General features: G+C 70.3%; 21 protein-coding genes and 1 pseudogene. 12 read left to right on the forward strand and 10 right to left on the reverse strand.

The genetic code is table 11. The features are described 5' to 3' along the window. Positions 1-947 precede the first annotated feature (947 nt). Both OHB00_RS31725 and OHB00_RS31730 read left to right on the forward strand, forming a co-directional pair. Positions 948-1,610 (forward strand): RNA polymerase sigma factor, encoded by a 663-nt coding sequence (locus OHB00_RS31725; protein WP_406439774.1) that lies wholly within the window; start codon positions 948-950, stop codon positions 1,608-1,610. Beyond that, the gene (locus OHB00_RS31730) at positions 1,610-2,671 is read left to right on the forward strand and encodes a hypothetical protein (RefSeq protein ID WP_406439776.1); all 1,062 of its coding nucleotides are present in this window, start codon (positions 1,610-1,612) and stop codon (positions 2,669-2,671) included. Before OHB00_RS31725 ends, OHB00_RS31730 begins: the two co-directional genes overlap by 1 nt. A gap of 214 nt (positions 2,672-2,885) precedes the next feature. Here OHB00_RS31730 and OHB00_RS31735 read toward each other — a convergent pair whose 3' ends face one another. Continuing rightward, positions 2,886-3,713, reverse strand: coding sequence for a L,D-transpeptidase family protein (locus tag OHB00_RS31735; protein WP_406439778.1), 828 nt, complete (start codon positions 3,711-3,713; stop codon positions 2,886-2,888). A gap of 121 nt (positions 3,714-3,834) precedes the next feature. On the opposite strand from OHB00_RS31735, the gene OHB00_RS31740 reads away from it, so the two are divergent. Further along, a complete protein-coding gene (locus tag OHB00_RS31740) occupies positions 3,835-5,415 on the forward strand; it encodes a methylmalonyl-CoA mutase (protein ID WP_406439780.1) in 1,581 nt (526 codons plus the stop codon). A gap of 48 nt (positions 5,416-5,463) precedes the next feature. After that, positions 5,464-6,120: a leucine efflux protein LeuE gene (leuE, locus tag OHB00_RS31745; RefSeq protein ID WP_406439781.1), complete on the forward strand. Its 657-nt coding sequence runs from the start codon at positions 5,464-5,466 to the stop codon at positions 6,118-6,120. Here leuE and OHB00_RS31750 read toward each other — a convergent pair. Beyond that, entirely contained in the window at positions 6,095-6,541 is a 447-nt protein-coding gene (locus OHB00_RS31750; RefSeq protein ID WP_406439782.1) for a hypothetical protein, read from the reverse strand. The two genes, leuE and OHB00_RS31750, sit on opposite strands and share 26 nt — an antisense overlap. Before the next feature lie 36 nt (positions 6,542-6,577). On the opposite strand from OHB00_RS31750, the pseudogene OHB00_RS31755 reads away from it, so the two are divergent. After that, positions 6,578-6,943 (forward strand): annotated as a pseudogene (locus tag OHB00_RS31755) (TetR/AcrR family transcriptional regulator C-terminal domain-containing protein); the annotation flags it as partial. Positions 6,944-7,057: 114 nt separating this feature from the next. On the opposite strand, the gene OHB00_RS31760 reads toward OHB00_RS31755, so the two are convergent. Next, positions 7,058-7,966 (reverse strand): class I SAM-dependent methyltransferase, encoded by a 909-nt coding sequence (locus tag OHB00_RS31760; protein WP_406439784.1) that lies wholly within the window; start codon positions 7,964-7,966, stop codon positions 7,058-7,060. A gap of 171 nt (positions 7,967-8,137) precedes the next feature. After that, a complete protein-coding gene (locus OHB00_RS31765; RefSeq protein ID WP_406439786.1) occupies positions 8,138-9,250 on the reverse strand; it encodes an acyltransferase family protein in 1,113 nt (370 codons plus the stop codon). Positions 9,251-9,512: 262 nt separating this feature from the next. Between OHB00_RS31765 and OHB00_RS31770 the strand changes: the two genes are divergently transcribed. Together OHB00_RS31770 and OHB00_RS31775 are read left to right on the forward strand one after the other, a co-directional pair. Continuing rightward, positions 9,513-10,973 (forward strand): glycosyltransferase family 29 protein, encoded by a 1,461-nt coding sequence (locus tag OHB00_RS31770; RefSeq protein WP_406439788.1) that lies wholly within the window; start codon positions 9,513-9,515, stop codon positions 10,971-10,973. Then, on the forward strand, positions 10,970-13,288 hold the full coding sequence (locus OHB00_RS31775) for a glycosyltransferase (protein WP_406439790.1): 2,319 nt from the start codon (positions 10,970-10,972) through the stop codon (positions 13,286-13,288). The genes OHB00_RS31770 and OHB00_RS31775 overlap by 4 nt, the downstream gene beginning before the upstream one ends. 151 nt (positions 13,289-13,439) lie before the next feature. On the opposite strand, the gene OHB00_RS31780 is transcribed toward OHB00_RS31775, so the two are convergent. Beyond that, positions 13,440-14,774: a polysialyltransferase family glycosyltransferase gene (locus OHB00_RS31780; protein WP_406439792.1), complete on the reverse strand. Its 1,335-nt coding sequence runs from the start codon at positions 14,772-14,774 to the stop codon at positions 13,440-13,442. Then, positions 14,771-15,748 (reverse strand): glycosyltransferase family 2 protein, encoded by a 978-nt coding sequence (locus OHB00_RS31785; RefSeq protein ID WP_406446075.1) that lies wholly within the window; start codon positions 15,746-15,748, stop codon positions 14,771-14,773. The genes OHB00_RS31780 and OHB00_RS31785 overlap by 4 nt, the downstream gene beginning before the upstream one ends. A 198-nt stretch (positions 15,749-15,946) precedes the next feature. Here OHB00_RS31785 and OHB00_RS31790 point away from each other — a divergent pair, with 198 nt between their 5' ends. Genes OHB00_RS31790 through OHB00_RS31805 form a run of 4 tightly spaced genes read left to right on the forward strand, consistent with a single transcriptional unit; the run spans position 15,947 to position 20,726 of the window. Then, a complete protein-coding gene (locus tag OHB00_RS31790; protein ID WP_406439794.1) occupies positions 15,947-17,269 on the forward strand; it encodes a DUF6716 putative glycosyltransferase in 1,323 nt (440 codons plus the stop codon). A gap of 47 nt (positions 17,270-17,316) precedes the next feature. Then, positions 17,317-18,579: a cytidylyltransferase domain-containing protein gene (locus OHB00_RS31795; protein WP_406439796.1), complete on the forward strand. Its 1,263-nt coding sequence runs from the start codon at positions 17,317-17,319 to the stop codon at positions 18,577-18,579. Between the two features lie 15 nt (positions 18,580-18,594). After that, on the forward strand, positions 18,595-19,530 hold the full coding sequence (locus OHB00_RS31800) for an N-acetylneuraminate synthase family protein (protein WP_406439798.1): 936 nt from the start codon (positions 18,595-18,597) through the stop codon (positions 19,528-19,530). A 35-nt stretch (positions 19,531-19,565) separates the two neighbouring features. Further along, positions 19,566-20,726, forward strand: a complete 1,161-nt coding sequence (locus OHB00_RS31805; RefSeq protein ID WP_406439800.1) for a hypothetical protein — start codon at positions 19,566-19,568, stop codon at positions 20,724-20,726. A gap of 56 nt (positions 20,727-20,782) precedes the next feature. Here the strand turns inward: OHB00_RS31805 and OHB00_RS31810 are convergent, their stop codons facing one another. After that, positions 20,783-21,370 (reverse strand): NADPH-dependent FMN reductase, encoded by a 588-nt coding sequence (locus OHB00_RS31810; protein ID WP_406439801.1) that lies wholly within the window; start codon positions 21,368-21,370, stop codon positions 20,783-20,785. A gap of 88 nt (positions 21,371-21,458) precedes the next feature. On the opposite strand from OHB00_RS31810, the gene OHB00_RS31815 reads away from it, so the two are divergent. Continuing rightward, positions 21,459-21,947, forward strand: a complete 489-nt coding sequence (locus tag OHB00_RS31815) for a MarR family winged helix-turn-helix transcriptional regulator (RefSeq protein ID WP_406439802.1) — start codon at positions 21,459-21,461, stop codon at positions 21,945-21,947. 26 nt (positions 21,948-21,973) lie between these two features. Here OHB00_RS31815 and OHB00_RS31820 read toward each other — a convergent pair whose 3' ends face one another. From OHB00_RS31820 to OHB00_RS31830, 3 genes are all read right to left on the reverse strand, one after another. After that, positions 21,974-22,351, reverse strand: coding sequence for a hypothetical protein (locus OHB00_RS31820; protein WP_406439804.1), 378 nt, complete (start codon positions 22,349-22,351; stop codon positions 21,974-21,976). Between the two features lie 105 nt (positions 22,352-22,456). Further along, positions 22,457-22,654 carry a DUF397 domain-containing protein gene (locus OHB00_RS31825; protein ID WP_406439806.1) on the reverse strand — a complete coding sequence of 66 codons (198 nt, stop codon included), beginning with the start codon at positions 22,652-22,654 and terminating at the stop codon, positions 22,457-22,459. Further along, positions 22,654-23,496 (reverse strand): helix-turn-helix domain-containing protein, encoded by an 843-nt coding sequence (locus tag OHB00_RS31830; protein WP_406446077.1) that lies wholly within the window; start codon positions 23,494-23,496, stop codon positions 22,654-22,656. The genes OHB00_RS31825 and OHB00_RS31830 overlap by 1 nt, the downstream gene beginning before the upstream one ends. Between the last annotated feature and the right edge of the window lie 114 nt (positions 23,497-23,610).

A 23,610-nucleotide genomic window follows, 5' to 3' on the forward strand; every position in this document is an offset into this window, starting at 1 on the left:
CCGACCGAGCGCCCGCTCCGCCCGCCGCCGACAGCACAGGGCTGGACAGACCAGCCCGCCGACGACAGCCGTCTGGGCACTCGACGACGTGCCGCTGCGGAAAGCAGTCCGCGACCTGCGCCATCACGTCCCCGAACGCGGCCGTCCACTCCTGCTGGGCTATCGTGGCCTCTGCGGCTACCACATCTTGCGTTGTCCTCACAAACGACCATGATCGCGGTGGCCGTTCCCGTGTCTGCACCCCTGCACAGACACGTCCAACGATCAAGACTTACAGCTGCCGTGTCCCACCAGCGGGCGCCCGCGCCGCATGTAATCGTCGGGTACCTGCCTGGAGGCGACGCCTCCACCGGGACCAGTTCACCGCATGGTCGTGGCGTGCAGGATTGCGGCGGGGTTGAGTTACCAGCAAACCACCTCACACATGCCCGACGGGCACTGCACTCGCAGAGACCGTGGTCCAGCGCGGCGAGCGCCGAGTCGAAGAGCAAGAGAGACATTTGAGGCGTTTCAGTGCCTCGTACCGGACCGGATCACACGAGGCGTCCGTCCGTTGGTCACGCGTTGGCCACGTTGGCCACCGATCTCGCCCATCGCCGCAGGTCAGAGCCCTAAACCGAAGCAACGGCCGGGGCCGCCACCCCCCACAGGAGAGGCCCCGGCCGTCGCGCGGTACGGACCGCGCGGCGGCCCGTACTCTGTTCAGCGCCATGACTGCGTTTTCTGTCACACCCGAGGGCGTCACGAGTCAGTTGCACTTTGTACGAACGTGGACGGCGAGCGGTTTCAGGTCGTAACGTGCAGTTCGCGCCGGGCCGCGGAGGACGCATGACCACCGCAACGATCTGCGGTCCCGAACACCGCAACCATCGATCGAGGAACCACGACGGCGAGAACCACGACCGCGAGAGCGGCGCCGGTTTAGGCGCAAAGTAGGGAACACACGGGTGCTGGGGGACGACGCGGAGCTGACCGCCGCGGTGCGTGCGGCACAGGACGGGGACGAGAACGGGTTCCGCATCGTCTATCGCGCGGTCCACCCACGCCTGCTCGGATACGTCCGAACGCTGGTCGGTGACCCGGACGCCGAGGACGTCGCCTCCGAGGCCTGGCTGCAGATAGCGCGCGACCTCGACCGGTTCAACGGCGACGCGGACCGGTTCCGCGGCTGGGCCGCCCGGATCGCCCGCAACCGTGCCCTCGATCACATACGGATGCGCGGCCGCCGCCCCGCGATCGGCGGCGACGAGACGGAGCTGACCGGCCGGGCCGCCGACTCGGACACCGCCGGCGAGGCCATCGAGGCGCTGACCACCGACTCCACCCTCTCCCTCATCGCCCGGCTGCCGCAGGACCAGGCCGAGGCCGTCGTCCTCAGGGTCGTCATGGGGCTCGACGCCAAGACCGCCGCCGAGACCCTCGGCAAACGCGCCGGGGCGGTGCGGACGGCAGCCCACCGGGGGCTCAAGAAACTCGCGGAGCTGCTGGGCGCCGACGCCGAGGCGACGGGCGTCCTCGACGCGCTGCCACCCCAGCGAGAACCGAATAATCGTGCGGTGACGTCCGCCAGTGTGACGCATACGCGTTCGCGGACGCAGAAGGACATGTGATGGCCGACGAGTACAAGTGGCTGAACCGGGTGACGGCGGACCGTCTGCTGCGCGGTGAGTCGCTCGAAGCTGTCGACCCCTCCGCCCGTGACCAGGCAGAACGCCTCGCCAGAACGCTCGGCGAGCTCTCCCCGCGGGCCACGCCGGCCACCGCCGAACTCCCCGGCGAGGAAGCCGCGCTGGCTGCCTTCCGCAAAGCGCGCGAATCCGCCGAGGACGCACGGACCGCCGTGGCCGCGCGGACCGGTGCGGCCGCGCGGCCGGGCAAGGGCGGCCGGGACGCCGACGCGGGTCTCTTCCGTATCGCCACCGGTGCCCGGCCGAGCCGGGGCCCGGGCTGGGCCCGCCCCGCACGGCTCGGCCTCGCCGCCGCGCTGACCGCCGGCATGCTCGGCGGGGTCGCGGTGGCCGCCGGCACCGGGGTGCTGCCGACGCCGTTCGACGACAACCGTCCTGGACCGGCCGCCTCCGTCTCGGCCGCCGGTACCCCCGCACGTCCGCAGAGCTCGCAGTCACCCGAGTCCCTGCTCGGCGGCGAGACCGGCACGCCCGCCACCGGTGCCGCGTCGGGCGGCTCCGGGCAGAGCTCGCCCGCCCCGTCGGGCAGGTCGAAGACCCGGGACACCGGCTCGCCCGGCACCCCGGCCGGCGGGTGGAGCGGTGCGCTGACCTCCTGCCGCGCGATCCAGGACGGCAAGTCGCTGGGCGCCGGGAGCCGGCGCGCCCTGGAGGGCCTGGCGGGCGGCGCCGGCCGGGTGAGCAAGTTCTGCAAGGCCGTCCTCGGCACCGGGCTGAACGGCGAGGACGGTGTCTCCGGGGACGACAAGGGCGGCGACATCGGCCAGGGCGGCCAGAACGACGGCCAGGGTGACAACACAGGCCCGGGCGGTGACGGCGACGGCCGGCCCGGCAGAGGCGTCGACGGCACGGGCAGCACCGGCGGCGGCAAGGGCAACGACCACCACCAGGACGGCATGGCCACCCCCGCCCCGACCGGCTTCGCGCCCCTGCTGCCGAACCGGCCCGCCACCTCGCCCAGCCCCACATACAGCGCACTGTGACCTTTACGCACCGCTGTGACCTGCGGTTTTGAAACTCGCCGAACTTTTTTCCCGCAGGGTGTGACGTTTTCGGCCGCGGCGGCGCAGTACTGAGTGAGCCGACTGGTCATCGGCCGTCGCACAGAGCCGGGGTTCCCCCCGTACCCGTGGCTCGTGCATCGGCGCGGGCGGGACACGTTCCCCCGGTCCCGCCCGCGCCCCGCACGTCCCCGGCTCACCAGGAGACGACGACCTTGTCGCCGTTCCTCACCTGCGCGAACAGATCAGCGATCGCCGCCTCGTCCCGCACGTTGACGCACCCGTGCGAGCCGCCCGCGTAGCCGCGGGCGGCGAAGTCGTAGGAGTAGTGCACCGCCTGGCCGCCGCTGAAGAACATCGCGTACGGCATGGGGGAGTGGTAGAGCGTCGACACGTGGTGGCGGGACTTCCAGTAGACGCGGAACACACCCTCACGGGTCGGGGTGTACTGCGCCCCGAACCGCACCGACATCGTCGACACCGTGCGACCGTCGATCATCCAGCGCAGCGTCCGGCTGGTCTTGCTGATGCACAGCACCCGCCCGGTCAGGCACCGCGGATCGGGCGCGGCGGCCGGCTGACCACCCATCAGGTACAGCTCCCACTTCCCCGGCGTGTGCGTCATCCGCACCAGCCGCCGCCAGGTCACGGCGTCGGTCTCACCCGTCCGCGGCAGCCCGCGCCTGCCCTGGAAGCCCTTGACGGCCTGGGCGGTCAGGTCGTCGTAGGTCCCCGTCGGCCCGTCGAAGAGCCAGGCGACCTGGCGCAGCCTGGCCTGGAGCTCGCGGACGCCGGTGCCGGTGTCGCCCCGGGTGAAGACGATGTGCGGCGGATCGGTCTCGACGGCGGACGGAGCCGGCGTCGGAGTGGGGGCGCGCGTGGAGGCGGCGGTGGAGCTGTGCGGGAGGTCGATGTGGACGGGCGAGTGCCCCTTGGCGTCCCCGCCGTCCGGCGGCTGCACGGTGCACCCGCACAGCACGGCCAGTACGGCGGCCAGGATCCCTGAGTACCCCGAGACCTTCATGCCGAGGATGCTTCCCCGCGTGACCGCCGCCGAACAAGGGGGCATGGTGGGAACTGACAGACGTACCGGGATAGCCGTATCACCGTACCGGCGTACTGACGTACTGCGGAGGTCACCCGCCATGGCCCGTGAGTCGGAGTCCGGACTGCCCGTCGAGCCGGTCTACGGCCCGGCGGACCTGGCGGGCTGGGATCCCGCCGCGAAACTCGGCGACCCCGGGTCGTACCCCTACACCCGGGGCGTCTACCCGACGATGTACACCGGCCGTCCCTGGACCATGCGCCAGTACGCCGGCTTCGGTACCGCGGCGGAGTCCAACGCCCGCTACCGGCAACTCATCGCACACGGCACCACCGGCCTCTCCGTCGCCTTCGACCTGCCCACCCAGATGGGCCACGACTCCGACGCGCCGCTCGCGCACGGCGAGGTCGGCAAGGTGGGGGTGGCGATCGACTCGATCGACGACATGCGGGTGCTGTTCGGCGGGATCCCGCTGGACCAGGTCTCGACGTCGATGACGATCAACGCTCCGGCGGCCGTGCTGTTGCTGCTGTACCAACTGGTGGCGGAGGAACAGGGCGTACCGGCGGCCGCCCTGACCGGCACGATCCAGAACGACGTCCTGAAGGAGTACATCGCGCGGGGCACGTACATCTTCCCGCCCAAGCCGTCCCTGCGGCTGACCGCCGACATCTTCCAGTACTGCCGGGCCGGGCTCCCGCGCTGGAACACGATCTCCATCTCCGGCTACCACATGGCCGAGGCCGGTGCCTCGCCCGCGCAGGAGATCGCCTTCACCCTCGCCGACGGCATCGAGTACGTGCGCACGGCGGTCGCGGCCGGCATGGACGTCGACGACTTCGCACCCCGCCTCTCCTTCTTCTTCGTGGCCCGTACGACGCTCCTGGAGGAGGTCGCCAAGTTCCGTGCGGCGCGCCGGATCTGGGCACGGGTGATGCGCGAGGAGTTCGGCGCGCGGAACCCCAGATCGCTGATGCTCCGTTTCCACACCCAGACGGCCGGCGTCCAGCTGACGGCACAGCAGCCCGAGGTGAACCTGGTCCGGGTGGCGGTCCAGGCCCTGGGCGCGGTCCTCGGCGGCACCCAGTCGCTGCACACCAACGCCTTCGACGAGGCGATCGCGCTGCCGACGGACAGGAGCGCGCGGCTGGCCCTGCGCACCCAGCAGGTGCTGGCGTACGAGACCGACGTGACGGCGACGGTGGACCCGTTCGCCGGTTCGTACGCCGTGGAGCGGATGACGGACGACGTGGAGGCGGCGGCCCTCGACCTGATGCGGCGGGTCGAGGATTTCGGCGGCGCGGTGGCGGCGATCGAGCACGGCTTCCAGAAGGGGGAGATCGAACGCAACGCCTACCGCATCGCGCAGGAGACCGACGCGGGGGAGCGGGTGGTGGTCGGCGTCAACCGCTTCCGGCTGGACGAGGAGGAGCCGTACGAGCCGCCGCGCGTCGACCCGGCCATCGAGGCCCGGCAGCGGGAACGCCTCGCCCTGCTGCGCGCCGACCGCGACCGGACGGCCGTCGCCGCGGCCCTCACCGCCCTGCGGAAGGCCGCCGAGGGCGACGACAACGTCCTGCCCCCGATGAAGGAGGCGCTGCGCGCGCGGGCCACGGTGGGGGAGGTGTGCGACGCGCTGCGGGCGGTGTGGGGGGTCTACGTCCCGACGGACGCCTTCTGACCTGCGGCGGCGAAGGCGTTGTCGGACCCCCGTGCGAGACTTCTTCACATGTTCGGCGTCATCGATCTCCCCACGTATCTGGCAGGGCTCGTCCTGATCGTCCTGCTGCCGGGCCCCAACTCCCTGTACGTGCTCTCCGTCGCCGCCCGGCAGGGGATCCGGGCGGGGTACACGGCCGCGGCCGGGGTGTGGTGCGGGGACGCCGTGCTGATGACGCTGTCGGCGGCCGGGGTGGCCTCGCTGCTCAGGACCGACGCCGTGCTGTTCGGGATCGTGAAGTACGCGGGCGCCGGCTACCTCACCTGGCTGGCGGCGGGCATGCTGCGGGCGGCCTGGGGGATGTGGCGGTCGCACCAGGGGAAGGCGGCGCCGCAGGAGGCGGCGCCCGCCGCCGCCTCCGCACAGGAGCGCCCGTACCGCCGCGCCCTGGTGATCAGCCTCTTCAACCCCAAGGCGATCCTGTTCTTCGTCGCCTTCTTCGTGCAGTTCGTGGATCCGGGGTACGCCTACCCGGCCCTGTCCTTCGTGGTGCTCGGCGCGTTCGCGCAGCTGGCCAGCTTCCTGTACCTGAGCGCGCTGATATTCAGCGGGACGAGGCTGGCCGACGCGTTCCGCCGCCGCAAGCGGACGTCCGCGACGGTCACCTCGGCGGCGGGGATGCTGTTCCTGGGCTTCGCGGTCAAGCTGACGCTGGCCAGCGCCTGAGCGCGGTGCTCACAGACGTTCGGTGAGCTGCTCGGCGGCCCAACCCGCCCATTCCTCCGAGGTCCTGGAGCCGACGCAGGCCGTATTCGAGGATGAGCCAGCCGCAGACCTGGACCGGGTCGCCGACCCATTCGGCGTTGTCGCGGATGGACTCCAGCGCGGCGAGCCGCTCGCGGTTGGTCTGCGCGAACTTCTCCAGGTAGTCGACGCCTTCCTCGCGGGTGAGGGTCCACAGGAAGAAGACGCGGAGCAGGGCCGCGCTGCGGAAGGCGAGATCGAGGCCGGGCTCGGTGAGCCAGCGGCGCAGTTCCGCGCGCCCGGCGTCGGTGATGCCGTAGTCACGGCGGTGGCGTGCGCCGGTCCCTCTCCTCGGCCAGTGAGGACTCCCGGTAGCCGATGCCCAGTTGGACCGTGGCCGCACCCCGCCGTACCTCGCCGTGGTGGACGCTCGTCGAGAGCCCCAGCATGGCGGCCGCGTTCGGGCGGCGCTCCGACGAGCCGGGGGCTGCGTACGGCCCTGCTCGGCTACCGTGACGGCGCCAAGGTCTACAGCGGCTCACGCTTCACGGGCATCGACCACGCCCCCGAACAGGAGGCGTACCTGCGCCTCATGACGGAGGCCGGCTTCACCCTCGCCCAGGCGGCCCAGGCGGGCATGGCCACGAACGCCTACACCATCGGCTTCGTGACCGAGGAACAGGGCGTCGAACCCCTCCCGGGCCAACGCCGAGAGGGCTACGACGTGAACGAACGAGCCCGCCTCCTGTCCGGCTTCCCCTTGTCGGCAGCGGCGGGCCGAGAACTCTTCACCGACAACAGGCGCCGCGTGTCGGCCACGACCGGCGCACCGCATCCGCGCGCCCCAGAGGGGCGCGGGGAACTGCGCGAGCAACCACGGCGCACCCGCGCTCGCCCGACAACCCCCGCCGCCCCCTTGCTACCGCATGGCCCTCCGCAGCGCCCGGGTAAGCACAGGCGGCAGCAGATCCACCGCCACCCTCCGCGCCCGGCTCCGCCGCCGAGGCGCCGGCGGTGGCTGCAGGGGCGCCGCAGGCGCGGGCGTCGGCTCCGGCGCCTGCGGTGCGACCGCGTAGCGCGACGGTGGGAACTCCGGTCCCGGCATCCCCTTCGACTTCAGCCGGATGATCCGGTGCCCCGCCGCCTCCTGCATGCTCAGGTGGCAGTCGGTCCGCCCCCGGACCATCCCGATCAGCTCCTCCTGCACCGGCCCGGGATCGCCCCATGTGCCGTACAGCTTCTGGGTGCTGATGCATATCGGGCGCAGGCCCCCGTTGAGGACCGCCTCCCACGTGGCGATGGAGACGCCCGGCGTGTGCTCGGAGCGGAAGTCGTCGAGGACCACGATCCCGTCGGGAAGGAGCAGCTCGCGTGCCGCCGCTATGTCGCCGTGCACGTGCTCGTACAGGTGCGACGCGTCGACGTGCACGAACCGGCAGGAGTGCGACGCCACTTCGGCCGGTACCACCGAACTCGGCCCCTGCAGCACGCGGGGCAGCCCGTCGTGGAAGGCGAGGTAGTTCTCCTCGAAGAGCCGCCGGGTCAGCCTGCCGTACGACTTCGTCGACTCGGCACGGTTCGCGTCGTCGGGTGCGTCGCCCTCGAAGAGGTCGCAGACCGTGAACGACTCGCCGGGCCGCAGGTGCCGGCCGGTGAAGATCGCGCTCTTTCCCATGTAGACCCCGACTTCGAGCAGGTCGCCCCGCGTCCCGGAGGCCTCCTGGCGGCTCAGGAGCCAGTCGAAGAGCACCTGGTCGAGCACGGGGAACCAGCCGGGGACGTCGTCGAGGCGGCGGGGCGGTCGGGTCGTTTCCTGGATGGTGGCCATAGGGAAGAGGCACTCCCTCGATACGCGGTACGGAAGCCTGTGGATACCCTGCGGGAAACCTGTGCCCGGCAGGGCTCTACGGTGCCTGCCCGCCGTACACCTCCGAAAGCGACCGAGAGGTGAACGACGGGCCAATTTCGCCAAGTGAACGGGAGGTGAATCACAAACGAATCAGGACGCCTTAAGGGCCCTTTTCAGTCGCGGCCCGAACGGCGTCTCCACGAAACGGTGGATCAGCCAGGCCAGTCCGAGCATCCCGGACAGGGTGATCAGCAGGGTCGGCCATGGCGGGATTCCCCACGCCCGGTGCAGCACCCGGATCACGAACCATCCGATGTGTTCGTGGACCAGGTAGAAGGGGTAGGTCAGCGCCCCGGCCGTGGTCAGCCAGGGCCAGGCCGCCCAGCGCGTCCAGCCCGCCGCCACCGCCGCGACCGCGGCGAACGCCAGGGTGACGACGACCATCACGACGTAGGGGTCGCGGGGCGCGCCCGGGTGCCACAGCCCCTCGGTGGCCGTGCGCAGCCCGAGGATCCAGGACAGCGCCACGATGCCCCAGGGCAGCAGCTGGTTGCCGAAGCGGTGGACGAGGTAGAGGGCCAGGCCGCCGATGAAGTACGGGGCGTACTGGTCCATGACGACCAGCTCGGCCCAGGATCCGTCGCCGGCCGCGGTGGACAGCACGGCGGCCAGGGTCCACACCGAGCAGAACAGCACCACCCTGCGGTAGGTGACCCCCGGCAGGACGACGGCCAGTGCGAACAGGGCGTAGAAGCGGACCTCGACCCAGAGCGTCCAGCAGACGCCGAGCACGCGCGGTACGCCCATGGGCTGTTGCAGCATCGTCAGGTTGACCAGGAACTCGTCGGGCCGCACCGCGTGCACGACCGCAGGCAGCACCAGGGACGCCCCGGTGACCAGCACCAGGGCGACCCAGTAGGCGGGGTAGAGGCGGGCGACGCGGGAGCGGAAGAAGTCGCCGAGGGTGCGGCCCCAACTGCTCATGCAGATCACGAAACCGCTGATGACGAAGAAGAACTCGACGCCGAGACAGCCGTAGACGGCCCCCCGGGACAGGGTCGGGAAGACGTGCTCGGGGTTCTGGTGCCAGGACGCGGAGACGACTCCGCCGCGTCCGGCGTAGTGGTAGAGGCAGACCATCAGGGCGGCGGCGAGCCGCAGTCCGTCGAGGGCGAGAAGTCGGGTGCGGGAGTGCCCGGGTGGGGCCGGGACGACCGGGATCTTCGCAGGCGAGGGCGCCAGGGTGGGGGTCGCGAGTGACATGGTCCGAGACGCCTACCCGAGGCCGGACCGCTAATCATCCGATCTGTTCGCGAAGTCCCCGGGACGTGGGAAGTCCCATACCGTCACCTGGGGGAATCATAGAAAGTGTGCGGTGAACCTGCTAACCATTCTCTTACCCTTTGGGGTTCGTTAACCATACAGTCGTTTTGGCTTCCTAGTTTCTCCATCCATCCCCCCGGTGCGGGTCATCCCACCACACACAGCCGTTACACAAGCTTTGCTTGGCAAAATCAGGAGAGCTATGACGAGGGTCCAGAACAGGCGGGCACCTGCGCGCGGAGGGGAGCTGGACGACTGCCTGCACGCCTGCGCCGTGCACAGCGGCAAAGTGGTCGGCAGCCTCGACCGCCGGCGCGCGGAACTGGCGGAACAGCTGCGCAAGTTGCTGGTGGTGGTCGCCATGGAAGGCACCACCGCACCCGCCCCCGCCTCGGCCGGCGGTGCGACGGCGCTCCTCAAGCGCGCCGTCAAGGGCGCGGCGAGCCCCTCGGGCGGGATCAACAACGACCTGCTGGACGCTCTGCTCGCGGTCGCCAACAAGGCCCTGGAGTGCGGTTACAACGACGAGCTGAACCTCGCCCTGGTGATCAGCGACACCGTCCTCGCCCAGCGCAAGAACTCCCGCGCCGGCTGGCGGCTGCGCGCCCGCATCCTGGAGGGCCTCGGCGAGGAGCGCGAGGCCGTCGAGGCCTACGAGCGCTACCTCGAACTCACCACCGACGACGGCTTCGGCGTCGCCAACCGGATCTCCGGCATGCGCCGCGCCGCCGAACGCGAAGGCGAACTCCTCGCCCTCCTCAAGCGCCAGGTCCCGGCCGCCGCCGACCACGTCCGCGGGCCCGCCACCGCCACCTGGGCCGAGGGCCTCGCCCTGCAGGCCGCCGGCGACTGGCGGGCCGCCGAGCCCCGCCTGGTCGGCGCGCTGCTCGCCCTCGCCGAGGACGAGGCACCGGTCAACGACCGGCAGGAGCTGCTCAGCCAGTACCTGGACCTGCGTCTGGCCGAGGGCAACGACGCCGGTCTCGCCGAGGCCGTCGCGCTCTACGCCGAGCAGCGCCGGGTCCGGATGCGCGGCCCGGTCGCCAACCCGACCGTCGACGGCGTGCAGTGGATCAGCCTCGGCGAGTTCCGCAACCAGATCGCCGGCAAGTCCGTCTGCCTGATCGCCAACTCGGGCCGGGTGGGCGCCAGTGGCATCGGCAAGCAGATCGACGACTACGACCTGGTCGTGCGCTTCAACTCGTACAAGATCGACCCGAAGCACACCGGCGAGCGCACCGACATCCACGTCAGCATCCACAAGCACGCCTTCAACTGGGAGAAGCCGGTGACCACCCGGCTGATCTTCGGCGGCGTCTCGGGCGACTGGAAGCACTCGCTGCGCAACAAGCTGGTGCCCGGCGCCCAGAAGTACCTCGGCGACGAGTCGCTGCGCTGGCCGATGCGGAACATCGGGCAGATCAGCACCGACACCTGGTCGGGCATCCCCACCTCCGGGTTCAACATGCTGTGGCTGCTGGACTTCCTGGACGTCAGCCCGACCCTGGACCTGATCGGCTTCGACTTCTACGAGAGCGGCGCCTACCGCGTGCAGGAGGCCATGAAGCTGGCCATCACCTCCGTGCACGAATACACCAGCGAGAAGGATTGGGTCATGCAGCGGGCCCAGAGCGTGACCGACATGAGGATCTCCCTGCGATGACGACCACCTTCACCTCGGCGATACCGAACACCGACGCCAGCGCTCTCACCAAGAAGCGCCGGATCGCGTTCGCGTCCTACGTGGACGAGAACTACCTGCCCGGCTTCCTGGTCCTGCTGCGCAGCCTCGCCCTGACCAACCCGGGCGTCTGCGAGGACTTCGTCGTGCTCTACGACGACCTGCGCCCGGCGTCCATCGCCAAGATCCGCGCCCTGCACCCGCGCATCGTGCTCCAGCGGGTCAACGACACGCACTACGACTCGTACGTCAAGGGCGACCAGGACAACTACCTGGTCCGCAAGGCGTACTTCATCCTCGACATCTTCCGGCTGCGCGACTACGACACGATCATCACCCTGGACACCGACATGGTCGTCCTCGGTGGTCTCGGCGAGCTCCTGGAGCTGCGCGAGGGGCTCGCGGCCGTCCCGCAGTTCTTCTACGGCCAGCACAAGCTGAACTCCGGTCTTCTGGTGATCCAGAAGGAGTACCTGTCCGACGAGTTCTGCGCGAGGATCGACAAGACCGGCCGCAGCGGCGACTACGAGCTGGACAAGCACGACCAGGGCATCCTGAACGCCGTCCTGGACGGCGACTTCGTCCGCCTCGACGCCAAGTACAACTTCGTCAAGCGGCGGCTCTCCGGCGACCTCCCGGTCCCCGATGACACGAAGATCCTGCACTTCACCGGGCGCCACAAGCCCTGGCAGGGCGGCGAGTCCGGTTACGCGCAGGCCGAGGACCGCTGGCGCGAGTTCGAGATGACCGACGCCGAGTTCCACGCGGCCTACTTCGCCTCCTCCGGCGGCCTCCACCACGACCTGGTCGTCCACTTCGGCACCCCGCACGTCAAGCGCACCGGTGACGTCGAGATCGCCCGCAAGGTGGCCGCCGCGCACATCGCGGCCGGCGACTACCAGGACGCCGTCGACGTCATGAGCAGCGTCCATATCCCGCTGGACGAGGCCTGGCCGCACGAGGTGCTGGGCCACGCCCTGATGAGCGTCTCCCGCTACGACGAGGCCAGGACGCAGCTGCTGCTCGCCTCCGCCGCCCCCAACCGGGCCGCCACCGCCTTCGCGCGGCTCGCCCAGATGGCCTGGGTGCACGGCGACAACACCGAGGCCCTCAGGTACGCCACCGCCGGCCTCACCGTCGACCCCACGCACCGCTCCAGCCGCCTGTGGGCCCAGCGCGCGGCCGCCGTCCCCTCCCAGGAGCAGGGCAGCGCCGAGGACCAGCTGGCGCACGTCGCCTTCTACATGGACCGGCAGGGCAACGCGGGCGACAAGCTGCTCCCGGAGACCGTCCGGCTCGGCTTCGGCCCGGACACCACCTCCCGGCGCTGGCACTCCGTGCACGCCCACCGCTACTTCGACAAGGCCGCCCTGGAGCGTGTCAACGCCCGCCGGGGCCTGGTCATCGGCGGCGGCGGCCTGTTCATCCCGGACACCATGCCCAACGGCAACAGCGCCTGGCAGTGGAACGTCCCGGACGAGCACCTGCGCGCCATCGACGTCCCGATCATGATCTACGCGGTCGGCTTCAACGCCTTCGACGGCCAGTCCTACCGGGCCCAGCGGTTCAACGAGAGCCTGCGGCTGCTGGTGGAGAAGTCGTCCTTCTTCGGTCTGCGCAACCACGGCTCCATCGCCAAGGTCCGCGGCATGCTCCCGCCGGAGCTCCAGGACAAGGTCGTCTTCCAGCCCTGCCCCACCACGGTCATGCGCCAGCTGGTGGCCGGCTGGACCGACCCGGCGTACCGCGAGGACACGGTCATGCTCAACGCGGCCTACGACCGCGCGGGGCTGCGCTTCGGCCACGACTACGGGCACTTCCTCGCCGAGATGGCCAAGGCCGTCCGCAAGATCGGCGAGCACACCGAGGTCAGGTGCGTCGCCCACTCCCTGGACGACGAGAAGATCGCCTTCGACCTGCGCCGCGAGCACGGCATCTCGCTGCCGGTCATCCCGATGTACGACTTCTCCAACGACGAGATCCGTGAGACGTACGCCAAGACCCGCCTGGTCATCGGTATGCGCGGGCACGCCGGCATGATCCCGTTCGGCGTCGGGACGCCCATCGTCTCGCTGATCTCGCACCCCAAGATGGCGTACTTCCTCAACGACATCGAGCGGCCCGAGTGGGGCGTCTCGGTGCACGAGAAGAACCTCGGCGAGATCCTCACCGAGCGCGCGATCGGCATCCTCGACAACCACAGCCGCACCGTCGCCGACGTGCACGACCGGCAGGAACAGCTGTGGAAGGTCACCGAGGAGAACCGCGCCACGATCAAGAAGATCCTGGGCCGGTGATGCCGAAGGGGCGGGTCCCCGTGATCGGGACCCGCCCCTGGATCGGCGGCGCAGCCGCCGCCTGGGGGCGCGGGGAACTGCGCGACCAGCCACGACGGCGCCGCAGACAGACGACATGACACGGCGCTCCCGGCGAAGCGCTCGGCGGAGGTTACTTCCGCACAACCCGCCGCAGGTTGCGCGCCTTGCGGGCCATCCGGCGCACGGTCGCGTTGCGCGGCAGGAACGCCAGCTGTGCCGGCACCCCGCCGGGCAGCCCGAGCGAGGTCAGGCGCTTGCGCTTGAAGTAACGGATGGTCGTGTCGTTCAGATGCTTCGTCAGGTAACGCTCGGTCTCCGCACGCAGCTGCGGGTAGGTCTTCGGCTGCATGGCGAAGCCCACCGCGCGGATCAGCTCGCCGAGCGCCTCGACGCTCATGCGCGGGCGCTGTGCCTCGACCGCCTTGCGGTCGGACAGGGCGGGCAGCAGTGCGTCGACGACGGTGACCGGGACGCGGTTGCTGTTCTCGTACGGGGTGAGCTTGTCCAGGAGGGTGTCGGTGCCGATGCGGGCGGTCGGCAGGCCGTACAGCGCGGACGCGGTGAGCAGCGCGGTGGAGAAGCAGCCGACGACCAGGGCGGGACGCATCCGCTGGTAGAGCACCTCGGCGAGGACCGTGGTGTCCAGGACCGTGAGGTCGACCTTGAGCTTCTCGGCCTCCTGCTCCAGGGTCCGGGCGAACCGGGCGGGGGCGGAAGGGTGCGGCTTGAACACGACCGTGGTGTGGCCGAGTTCGACGGCGCCCTTCAGCATCCGCACGTGCAGGTGCTCCTCCTGCTCGGGGGAGAGGATGCCGAGCGCGGAGAGGTACTGGCCGAGCAGCAGGGCCGGTTCCTCGATCGGCGGCAACTCGTCGCCGCTGGGGGCGAGTTCGGCCAGCACCTTGGTGAAGGCCGCGGTCGGCACGACCTCGCCGGGGACGCCGAACTCGGTGAGCAGCATCGGCTTGAGGCCCGGCACCAGATCGAGGTGGAGGACCCGGTCGACGCGGGTGCCGACCAGCGGGTCGATCTTGTTGCGGGTCGGGCCGTAGCTCATCAGGCCGTCGGCGTAGACCGTGACCGGGGCGCCGGTGAAGATCTGGGTGAGGCTGAGCGAAGGGTTGACCTGGATCGACTCGACGGCGAACTCGATGTCGTCGTCGCCCAGTTGCCACTCGTGGCGCAGGAAGCGTTCCCACAGCGGGAAGTCCTCCAGGCGCGGCGCCCAGCCGCCCGGGTGGAACGGGAAGATCGTCTCGTTGTACGAGATCACGTCGTCGAAGCGGTCGCGCAGCCGCTCGAAGCCGGGTGCCTCGTCCAGGCCCGGGGTGGTCTCGGGGGTCGCCGCGTTGTTGCAGACCAGCAGGATGCGCCGGTCGGCCGGGCGGAAGGCGCCGGAGTCCAGGGCGGCGGCGAGGGTGGCCGTGCCGTAGAGGGTGGACGCCTGGAAGATCTGGGTGGTCACGCGGCGGCTCCCGCGGGGGCGGGACGGCGGCGCAGCCGGCGCAGCTTGGTGGCGCGCTGGACGTCCATGGAGTCCAGGGCCTCGTCCAGCACGTCCTGCGGCATGCGCCGCAGGGCCGCGGCACTCATGGATTTCAGCTTCTTCGCCACCGCGGGCTCGAACCTTTCGATGGATCCCAGGTGATGGGAAATGATGGCGCAATACGTGCGGACGGCCTTCGGCAGGAGTTCCTTCGCGTCGGCGTCCTGTGCCGTTTCCTCGATCACCTGGTCGAACGCGCGAATGAAATCGAGCTGACGGACGTCGCCGATCTGTGTGAGTGAAGAGGCTACGCCACGCCGGTAGAAGACGCCGAGCAGGTTCACCGCCGCGAAGGACCCGGCCTCCCGGTGCAGTTTCCAGATCCACGGCCGGTCCTCGGCCGTGCGCAGCCCGTCCGTGAAATGCACGAGCCCCTTGTCCACCAGCCGGCGGTGGTAGACGCCCGCCCAGGCGTAGGCGTAGTCGACGGAGGTGGACCGGTCGGCGGGCAGGATGGCGTCCCGCGGGTTCATCACGACGTCGCGGCGGCCGACCGGCACCCGGTGCACGACCCGGGCGCGCGCGGTGCACTGGACATGGTCGGTGCGGACGAAGTCGCAGCCCAGCGACTCGATCGCGTCCACCAGCTGCGGGTAGTAGCCCGGTGCCAGCCAGTCGTCGCCGTCCAGGAAGGTGACGTATGCGCCGCGCGCTCTGTCGATGCCGGTGTTGCGCGCGGTGGCCAGCCCCCCGTTCTGCTCGTGTCTGACATGGACCGCGCCTGGCAGCTCGCGCTCTGCTCGCGCGAGAATCTCTGGTGTCCCGTCGGTCGAGCAGTCGTCGACGAGAATGAATTCGAAGTCCTCACGCGCGTTCGCGCGCAGGCTCCTCAGGGTGTCGGGCGCGTATTGCTGCACGTTGTAGAACGGCACGATGACGGAGAGCTTGACCACGTGGAGGACGTTAGGCGGGCGCCCGTCCTCCGTCTTGACTGCCGCCTTGATTCGAGGTGAACGACGCGTGGCGAAGCTGTGAACCAGGGCTTTTTGACGGGCAATCCTGGGCTGATTCGCCATTCGGCGATGTGTTGTTAACCTTTTGTTGGATTCGGGTTCGGGAGATTCTCGGAATGGCTTCCTAGCGTCTTCGGTGTGCCAGCAAGTGCAACGAAGTCCCTGCGGGTGGCCGTCCTGGCGGATTCCGACACTCGGTGGAAGTGGGGGGCGCTCACCGCGAAGCGCCTGATCCCCAATGAAGCTGATAATACGGACATCCGGCTCGACGGTTACCTTCTGCGGGGCCGTGCCACCCCCACCGCCCGCCAGCTCCAGGAAGTCGGCGTCCACGCGGACTCGCTCCGCGAAGTGACGGCCGTCGAGTTCCTCAGAGAGATGGAACAGCAGTCGTACGACATCCTCGTGCTCTCCCTCGTCGGCGGCGGGACGCAGGCCATGCTGCACGGGCTGCGCAGCACCTGGGCCGGCCGGGAGAAGCGGCCCGTCGTCGTCACCGGCTATGTCGGCGTCGTCTACGAGAAGCTCGCCGACGGTCTGCTGCTGCGGCACGGCGCGGACCTGGTCCTCGCCAACTCCCGCCAGGACGCCGACCGTTTCCGGGCGGTGTACGACGGGGTCGGCGCCGACTCCTCGTCGGTGACCGAGGTCGCGCTGCCGTTCCTCGGCGGGGCGCCCTACGAAGGTGAACACGACCCGTACACGGTGGTGTTCGCCGCCCAGCCCTCGGTCCCCGACAGCCGCAAGGACCGTACCTACCTGCTCAACCGGCTGATCCAGCACGCCCGCAGGCACCCCGAGCGGGAGGTGCTGCTCAAGCTCCGTTCCAAGCCCGGCGAGCACACCACCCACATCGAGGAACTGCCTTACCAGAAGCTGGTCCAGGGCAAGGACGTGCCCGCCAACTTCCGGCTGGTCTACGGCCACATGGGCGAGGTGCTCGACCGCACCGACCTCCTGGTCACGATGAGCTCGACGGCCGCCCTGGAGTCCCTGCACCGCCGGATCCCGACCGTGGTCCTCACCGACCTCGGCATCCGCGAGGCGCTCGGCAACCACCACTTCGTCGGCTCCGGCTGCCTCGCCTCCTGGGACCAGCTCGACGCCGGACACCGCCCGGTGCCCGACGCCGAGTGGGTCTCACGGCAGGGCGTCGCCGCCGACGGCAGCTACGCCACCGCCTTCGACGCGGCCCGCGAACGCATCGCGAAGCTGCTCGCACGGCCCGGCGGGCTGCCGCCCCTGAACCCGTACTACACACCCGAGACCGCGTCCGGTTACCTGCCCGGCATCCTGGCCCGCCACCACCTCGGCCTCGACGGCGTCCCGCTCCCGGGCGCGCCCGCCGCCGACAAGGCCCCGGGCCCCGTCCGCCAGATCGTGCGCCGGGCCGCACGCGGCGCCTACCGCCACGGCGTCCAGCGGGTGGCCCCCGTGATCCGACGAATGGGAGAGCTGTGAGCGACCGGATCCCGCGTCAAGCGTCAGTTGCCGAAGGAACAGAGCCGATGCCCAACCCCGAAGCGGCCGTAGTGCCCCGCGTCCTCGCCGTGATCCCCGCCCGGGGCGGCTCCAAGGGCGTGCCCGCGAAGAACCTCGCCCCGGTGGGCGGCGTCCCGCTGGTCGCCCGCGCGGTCCGCGAGTGCGTCGCCTCCCGCCTGGTGACCGACGTGGTCGTCTCCACCGACGACCAGGCGATCGCCGCGGCCGCCCGCTCGGCCGGCGCCGAGGTCGTGCTGCGCCCCGCCGCCATCGCCGGTGACACCGCCACCTCCGAGGCCGCCGTCCTGCACGCCATGGACGCCCACGAGGCGCTGCACGGCGCCTCCGTCGACGTGGTGCTGCTCGTGCAGTGCACCAGCCCGTTCATCGTCCGCGAGGACCTCGACGGAGTGGCCGGCGCGGTCGTCGACAACGGCGCCGACACGGCCCTGACCGTGGCCCCCTTCCACGGCTTCGTCTGGCGCGACGAGGTGCACGCCCCGGTGCCGGTACCGGCTGACGGGGGCGCCGACGAGGCCGCGGTCAGCGGCGGCTTCGGCGTCAACCACGACAAGTCGTTCCGCCCCCGCCGCCAGGACCGCCCGCAGGACTTCCTGGAGACCGGCGCCGCCTACGCGATGCGCGCGGACGGCTTCCGCGAGCACCAGCACCGCTTCTTCGGCCACACGGAGCTGGTGCGCACCGACCCCGCGCGCGTGCTGGAGATCGACGACCCGCACGACCTCGCGCGCGCCCGCGCCCTGGCCCCGCTCTTCGACGCGGACCGGCCCGGCGCGCTCCCGACCGCCGACGACGTCGACGCGGTGGTACTGGACTTCGACGGCACCCAGACCGACGACCGGGTGCTGATCGACGCCGATGGAAAGGAGTTCGTCTCCGTGCACCGCGGCGACGGACTCGGCATCGCCGCCCTGCGCAGGAGCGGGCTCAAGATGCTGATCCTCTCCACGGAGCAGAACCCGGTCGTCGCCGCCCGGGCCCGGAAACTCCGGATCCCGGTCCTGCACGGCATCGACCGAAAGGACCTAGCACTCAAGCAGTGGTGCGAGGAGCAGGGCATCGCTCCCGAGCGCGTGCTCTACGTCGGCAACGACGTCAATGACCTCCCGTGCTTCGCCGTAGCCGGCTGGCCCGTGGCGGTCGCGAGCGCCCACGACGTCGTACGCGGCGCCGCACGCGCGGTCACCACCCTCCCCGGTGGCGACGGCGCGATCCGAGAGATCGCCAGCTGGATCCTCGGCCCCTCTCTCGATTCCCTCCCGAAGTAAGGACACCCCACAGTCATGAGCAACTCCCGTCTGCGCCAGTTCGGTTCCCGTGAGGTCGGCCCCGGCAAGCCCGTCTACATCTGCGGCGAGATCGGCATCAACCACAACGGTGAGCTGGAGAACGCCTTCAAGCTGATCGACGTCGCCGCCGAGGCCGGCTGTGACGCCGTCAAGTTCCAGAAGCGCACCCCGGAGATCTGCACCCCGCGCGACCAGTGGGACATCGAGCGCGACACCCCCTGGGGCCGCATGACCTACATCGACTACCGCCACCGCGTGGAGTTCGGTGAGGACGAGTACCGCCAGATCGACGAGTACTGCAGGACCAGGGGCATCGACTGGTTCGCCTCCCCGTGGGACACCGAGGCCGTCGCCTTCCTGGAGAAGTTCGACGTCCCCGCCCACAAGGTCGCCTCCGCCTCCCTCACGGACGACGAGCTCCTGAAGGCGCTGCGCACCACCGGCCGTTCGGTCATCCTCTCCACGGGCATGTCGACCCCGAAGCAGATCCGCCACGCGGTCGAGGTCCTGGGCAGCGAGAACATCCTCATGTGCCACGCCACCTCGACCTACCCGGCCAAGGCCGAGGAGCTGAACCTCCGCGTGATCAACACGCTGGAGAAGGAGTACCCGAACGTGCCGATCGGCTACTCCGGCCACGAGACGGGCCTGCAGACCACCCTCGCCGCGGTCGCGCTCGGCGCCACCTTCGTCGAGCGCCACATCACCCTCGACCGCGCCATGTGGGGCTCCGACCAGGCCGCCTCCGTGGAGCCGCAGGGCCTGACCCGCCTGGTCCGCGACATCCGCATCATCTCCGAGTCCCTCGGTGACGGCGTCAAGAAGGTCTACGACTCCGAGCTCGGCCCGATGAAGAAGCTGCGCCGCGTCAGCGGTGTCGTCGCCGAGGCGGAGATCGCCGCGGCCGCCGGCGAGCCGGTCCAGGTCTGATCAGTTTGTTAAGACGACGGGACGGTCGTACGTCGATGAGCCCCCGCGCCGGGAACACCGGCCCCCACACACTCGCGTTCGTCGAGAGTCCGGTGCAGTTGCTGAACGTGCTGGAGTGGGCGCATGTCCACGCCCTGCGCGGGGCGGCGGACCCGGTGCCGGCCGTGCCCAGCCAGGTACGGCGCTCGGCATCCGGCATATCTGCACCCGGTGCGGAACTCACGATCGTCGTCCTGTCCCCGACGGACCCGATGACCCGGGGCCAGCTGCGCCGCATGGCGGACCTGGCCCGCGACGAGGGCTACCGGGTCCGCTGGGAGGAGGCGCGGGGCGGCACCACCGCGCCCTTCCAGACGATCGGCGGCCTGGCGGGTCCCCTCCGCCGGGCCGACCGCATCGTGATGGGTGACCCGTTCTCCCGCTACGTACAGCTCCTCCTGACCATCACCCGCGCCTGCGACCTGGTCGTGGTCGACGACGGCACGGCCACGATGGAGTTCGTGGCGCAGCTGGCGCGCGGCGAGCGACTGGTCCGCTGGCATCGCAAGGGCGGCAGGCCCGGCGCCCGGGACCTGCTCTTCGCCCCGGTCTCCTCTTCCGCCCGCCGCCGGCTGACCCCCAGCGACCGCCGCCGCGTCGAGGTCTTCTCGTCCATGCCCGTGACCGAGACGCCGAGGGGTGTCACGGTCACCGCGAACGACTTCGGCTGGACCCGGGCCCGCTTCGGCCCGCCGCGCATCACCAAGGGCGCGGACATGGTCGGCACGTCCCTGGTGGAGACCGGCGTGGTCGACGGCGACCGCTACCTGGAGGCCGTCCAGACCCTTGCCAAGGCCCACGGCGCGACCCGCTACTTCGCGCACCGCCGCGAGAGCACCGAGAAACTCCACCGCCTGGCGGCCGAGACGGGCCTGGAGATAGTGCGCCCGGACCTCCCCCTGGAACTGATCGCCCGCCGCGGCCCCATCGGCCGTACGATCCTCAGCTTCCCCTCCACGGTCGTGCACACCCTCCCCCTGGCGCTGGTCGGCACCGGCGTCCGGGTGGCCGTCTGCGACATCGACCCGGCCTGGCTGACGGCGAACGCGTCCCCCCGCGCCCAGGGCTTCCTCTCCGGGGTCACCGGGACGGCGAAGGACGTCCACCGACTGGCGGCGGTGACGAGCCCGGCCCAGCCCCTGCTCACGCCACCCTGATCACGGCCTTGCCGCGGGCGTGCCCCTGCTCCAGACGGCGCAGGCCCGCGGCCGCCTCAGGCCGCCGCGGCTGTCCGTGCCTTGGCCTCGCGCACGCCGCGCAGCGCTTCGGACCAGGCGGTGACCTGGTCGAGCATGCCGCGGACGGCGGTGTCGAGACCCTCCTGGGGGACGAAGGCGCCGCTGGCGAACGTGGGGATCAGCGGTACGGCGGGCTGTGTGCGGACCGTGGCCACCTGGAGTTCGGCGAGGACGAGCCGGAGCGCCTCCGCCGCCCGGACCCCCGCGGCGTGGCCGCCGTAGCTGACGATCCCTGCGGCCTTGTCGTTCCACTCCCGGTACACGTAGTCGAGAGCGTTCTTGAGAGCGCCGGGGAAGGAGTGGTTGTACTCCGGGACCAGGAACACGAAGCCGTCGAAGCCGTCGATCAACGCGGACCACTCGTGGGTGTGCGGGTGCTGGTACTGCTGGAGGTTCGGGTTGCCGCCCTCGTCGAGGTTGCCGAGACGGTGGTGGGCGAGATCGATCAGCTCGTAGTCGGCGCCGCCATGGGCGCGCGCCGCTTCGAGTACCCAGGAGGCGATCTGTTCGCCCCGGCGTCCGGGGCGCGTGCTGCCGAGAACGATGCCGATGCGGAGTGCCATGGTTCCCCTTCCGGTGGAGTTGTCACGTCAACTCTAGGTCGCGGCGAGTTGAAGTGACAACTCCGCTGGTCCCGGTATCCTTTGCGGCATGGCGGAGACTCAAGCGCTGGAACCCGAGGAGTGGGAGTTCTGGGACACCTGGATGCGTGCGCAGCGCCTGCTCACCAGGGAGCTGGAGCGTGGTCTGCAGCGTGACTGCGGTATCTCCAAGGCCGAGTTCAGCGTGCTGGTGACGCTGTGGCAGGCCGCCGGCCGCGAGCTGCGCGTCGGCGAGCTCTCCGAGTCGCTCGACTGGGACAAGAGCCGCGTCTCGCATCAGCTGACACGCATGGAGAACCGTGGCTTCGTCAAGCGCACCCAGTACGGGGCCGACGGCCGCCGCGCGGGGATCGGGCTGACCGCCGAGGGGCGGCGCGCCGCCCGGAGCGCCGTCCTCGTGCACGCCGGCAACATCCGCCGCCACTTCCTCGACTCGCTCACTCCCGAGCAGGCGGCGGTCATCCGCACCTGGAGCGACCAGATGCTCGACCGTTTCGAGCCACGCGGCGACGCGCCCGCTGAGGGCGGTGCCTCCTAGCGCTCCACTGCGACCTCGTGATCTGGCTAGGCGTCGAGGTAGCCGTAGTCCCCTGCCGGGAGGCCGATCACCAGGCCGCCGTGGTGAACCCGCCACTCGGTCATGCCGTCGGCTTCATGGCCGACCAGAAACAGCCCCCGGGGCCTCTCGTCGTACTCGTCGTCCTGGTAGGTGGCCGGGATCCGGGCGATCTGGCGCAGCCTCTCCTCGAACCAGCCGAGGGACAGCGCGCGGATGTCGCCCCCGTAGAAGGCCCACCTGACGTTGTTGTACTGCCGGGCGGGGAAGGCCCAGCCCCCGCTGTAGGTGAGCTCCGGATCGTCCGCTTCCACGATCTCCTTGATCTGGGCCAGCTGCTCGTCGTCACACTCCAGCCAGCCCCTCACCGAGACCATGGTTCCCATGGCGACTGCTCCTCATCCGTGTGGCGCACGGTTCCCGCGCGCTTGCACGCTAGAGGCGACCTGCTGGCCCACGCAAAGGGATTGACGGCATGCCGAGGGGCCGGGTCAGGCGAGCGGTGCGTTGCCCTTGAGGGCGTCGAGGAACCGGGTGAAGGCGGCGGGCGGGAAGGCGAGGGCGCCGGCGGTGGGGTCCTTGGAGTCGCGGATGGATATGCGGGTGGGGGAGTCCGCTATCTCCACGCAGGAGTCGCCGTCGCCGAAGCTTGAGTAGGACGACTTGTGCCAACGGTCGGGGACGGGCATCAGAGATCCTTCGCCACACGGTTGATCAAGTCTCGTGACTTGTCGGGGTTGAGCGACGCGGCTTCCAGTTTACGGAGGAGTGTTCGAAGAGTGGCGAGTTGATTGGCGGAGTCGATGTATGCGGCGCCGTTGGGGCCGTCTCGTACAACGGTGTCCAGCCCGGATACGGCGCCGCCCGCGTACAGCATCGCGCTTGCGGCGCCTGCGAACCCTTCCTCGGCGAAGGGGATGACCCGCACCGTGACGTTGTCCGCCTCGGAGGCCTCCAGCACCTCGTTCAGTTGGGCCCGTGAGGCTGCGCGGTCGCCGACCATGATGCGCAGTGCCGCCTCGTGGATGATGGCGTCGAACGGCGTGCGGTGCAGCACCGCCTTGCGTCGCAGCCGGTGCTGCACCCGCAACTCCAGCTCTGCCTGCGGTAGTTCCGGGGCGCGGTAGGCGTAGACGGCGCGGGCGTAGTCCTCTGTCTGGAGCAGGCCGGGGATGTAGAGAAACTGCGCCTCCCTGAGGAACGTGGCGTGGTGTTCCAGTTCGGCGAGGTTGAGGAAGGGCGCCGGCAGCACCTCCCGGTACTCCTCCCACCAGCCCCGTGTGCGGTCCTTGGTCATTGCCGCCAGGGCCTCGATCAACTCGGCGTCCGTGCATGAGTAATTGGCGGCGAGCATTCGCAGCCGCTTCTCGCTCACCCCGGCCAGGCCGGACTCGATCTGGCTGATCTGCGGCGCGTTGACTCCGAGCAGTACGGCGGCCTCCCGTGAGGTGAGTCCGGCCGCGTCTCGCAACCTGCGCAGTTCGACCGCCAAGCGCAGCTGGCGTGCCGTTGGCTCGATCCTCTTTGCCACCGACTGGGCCTCCCAACACGCTTTCCAGCGCGACTCTTTCGGGGCCAGATTACGTGACCGGCTTGCGGGATCGAAATATTGCCCCCTACTTTCGGTGATGTGCTGCTCACGCTG

This window comes from Streptomyces sp. NBC_00631 (genome assembly GCF_045206895.1).
In the GTDB taxonomy this organism is placed as follows: Bacteria; Actinomycetota; Actinomycetes; order Streptomycetales; family Streptomycetaceae; genus Streptomyces.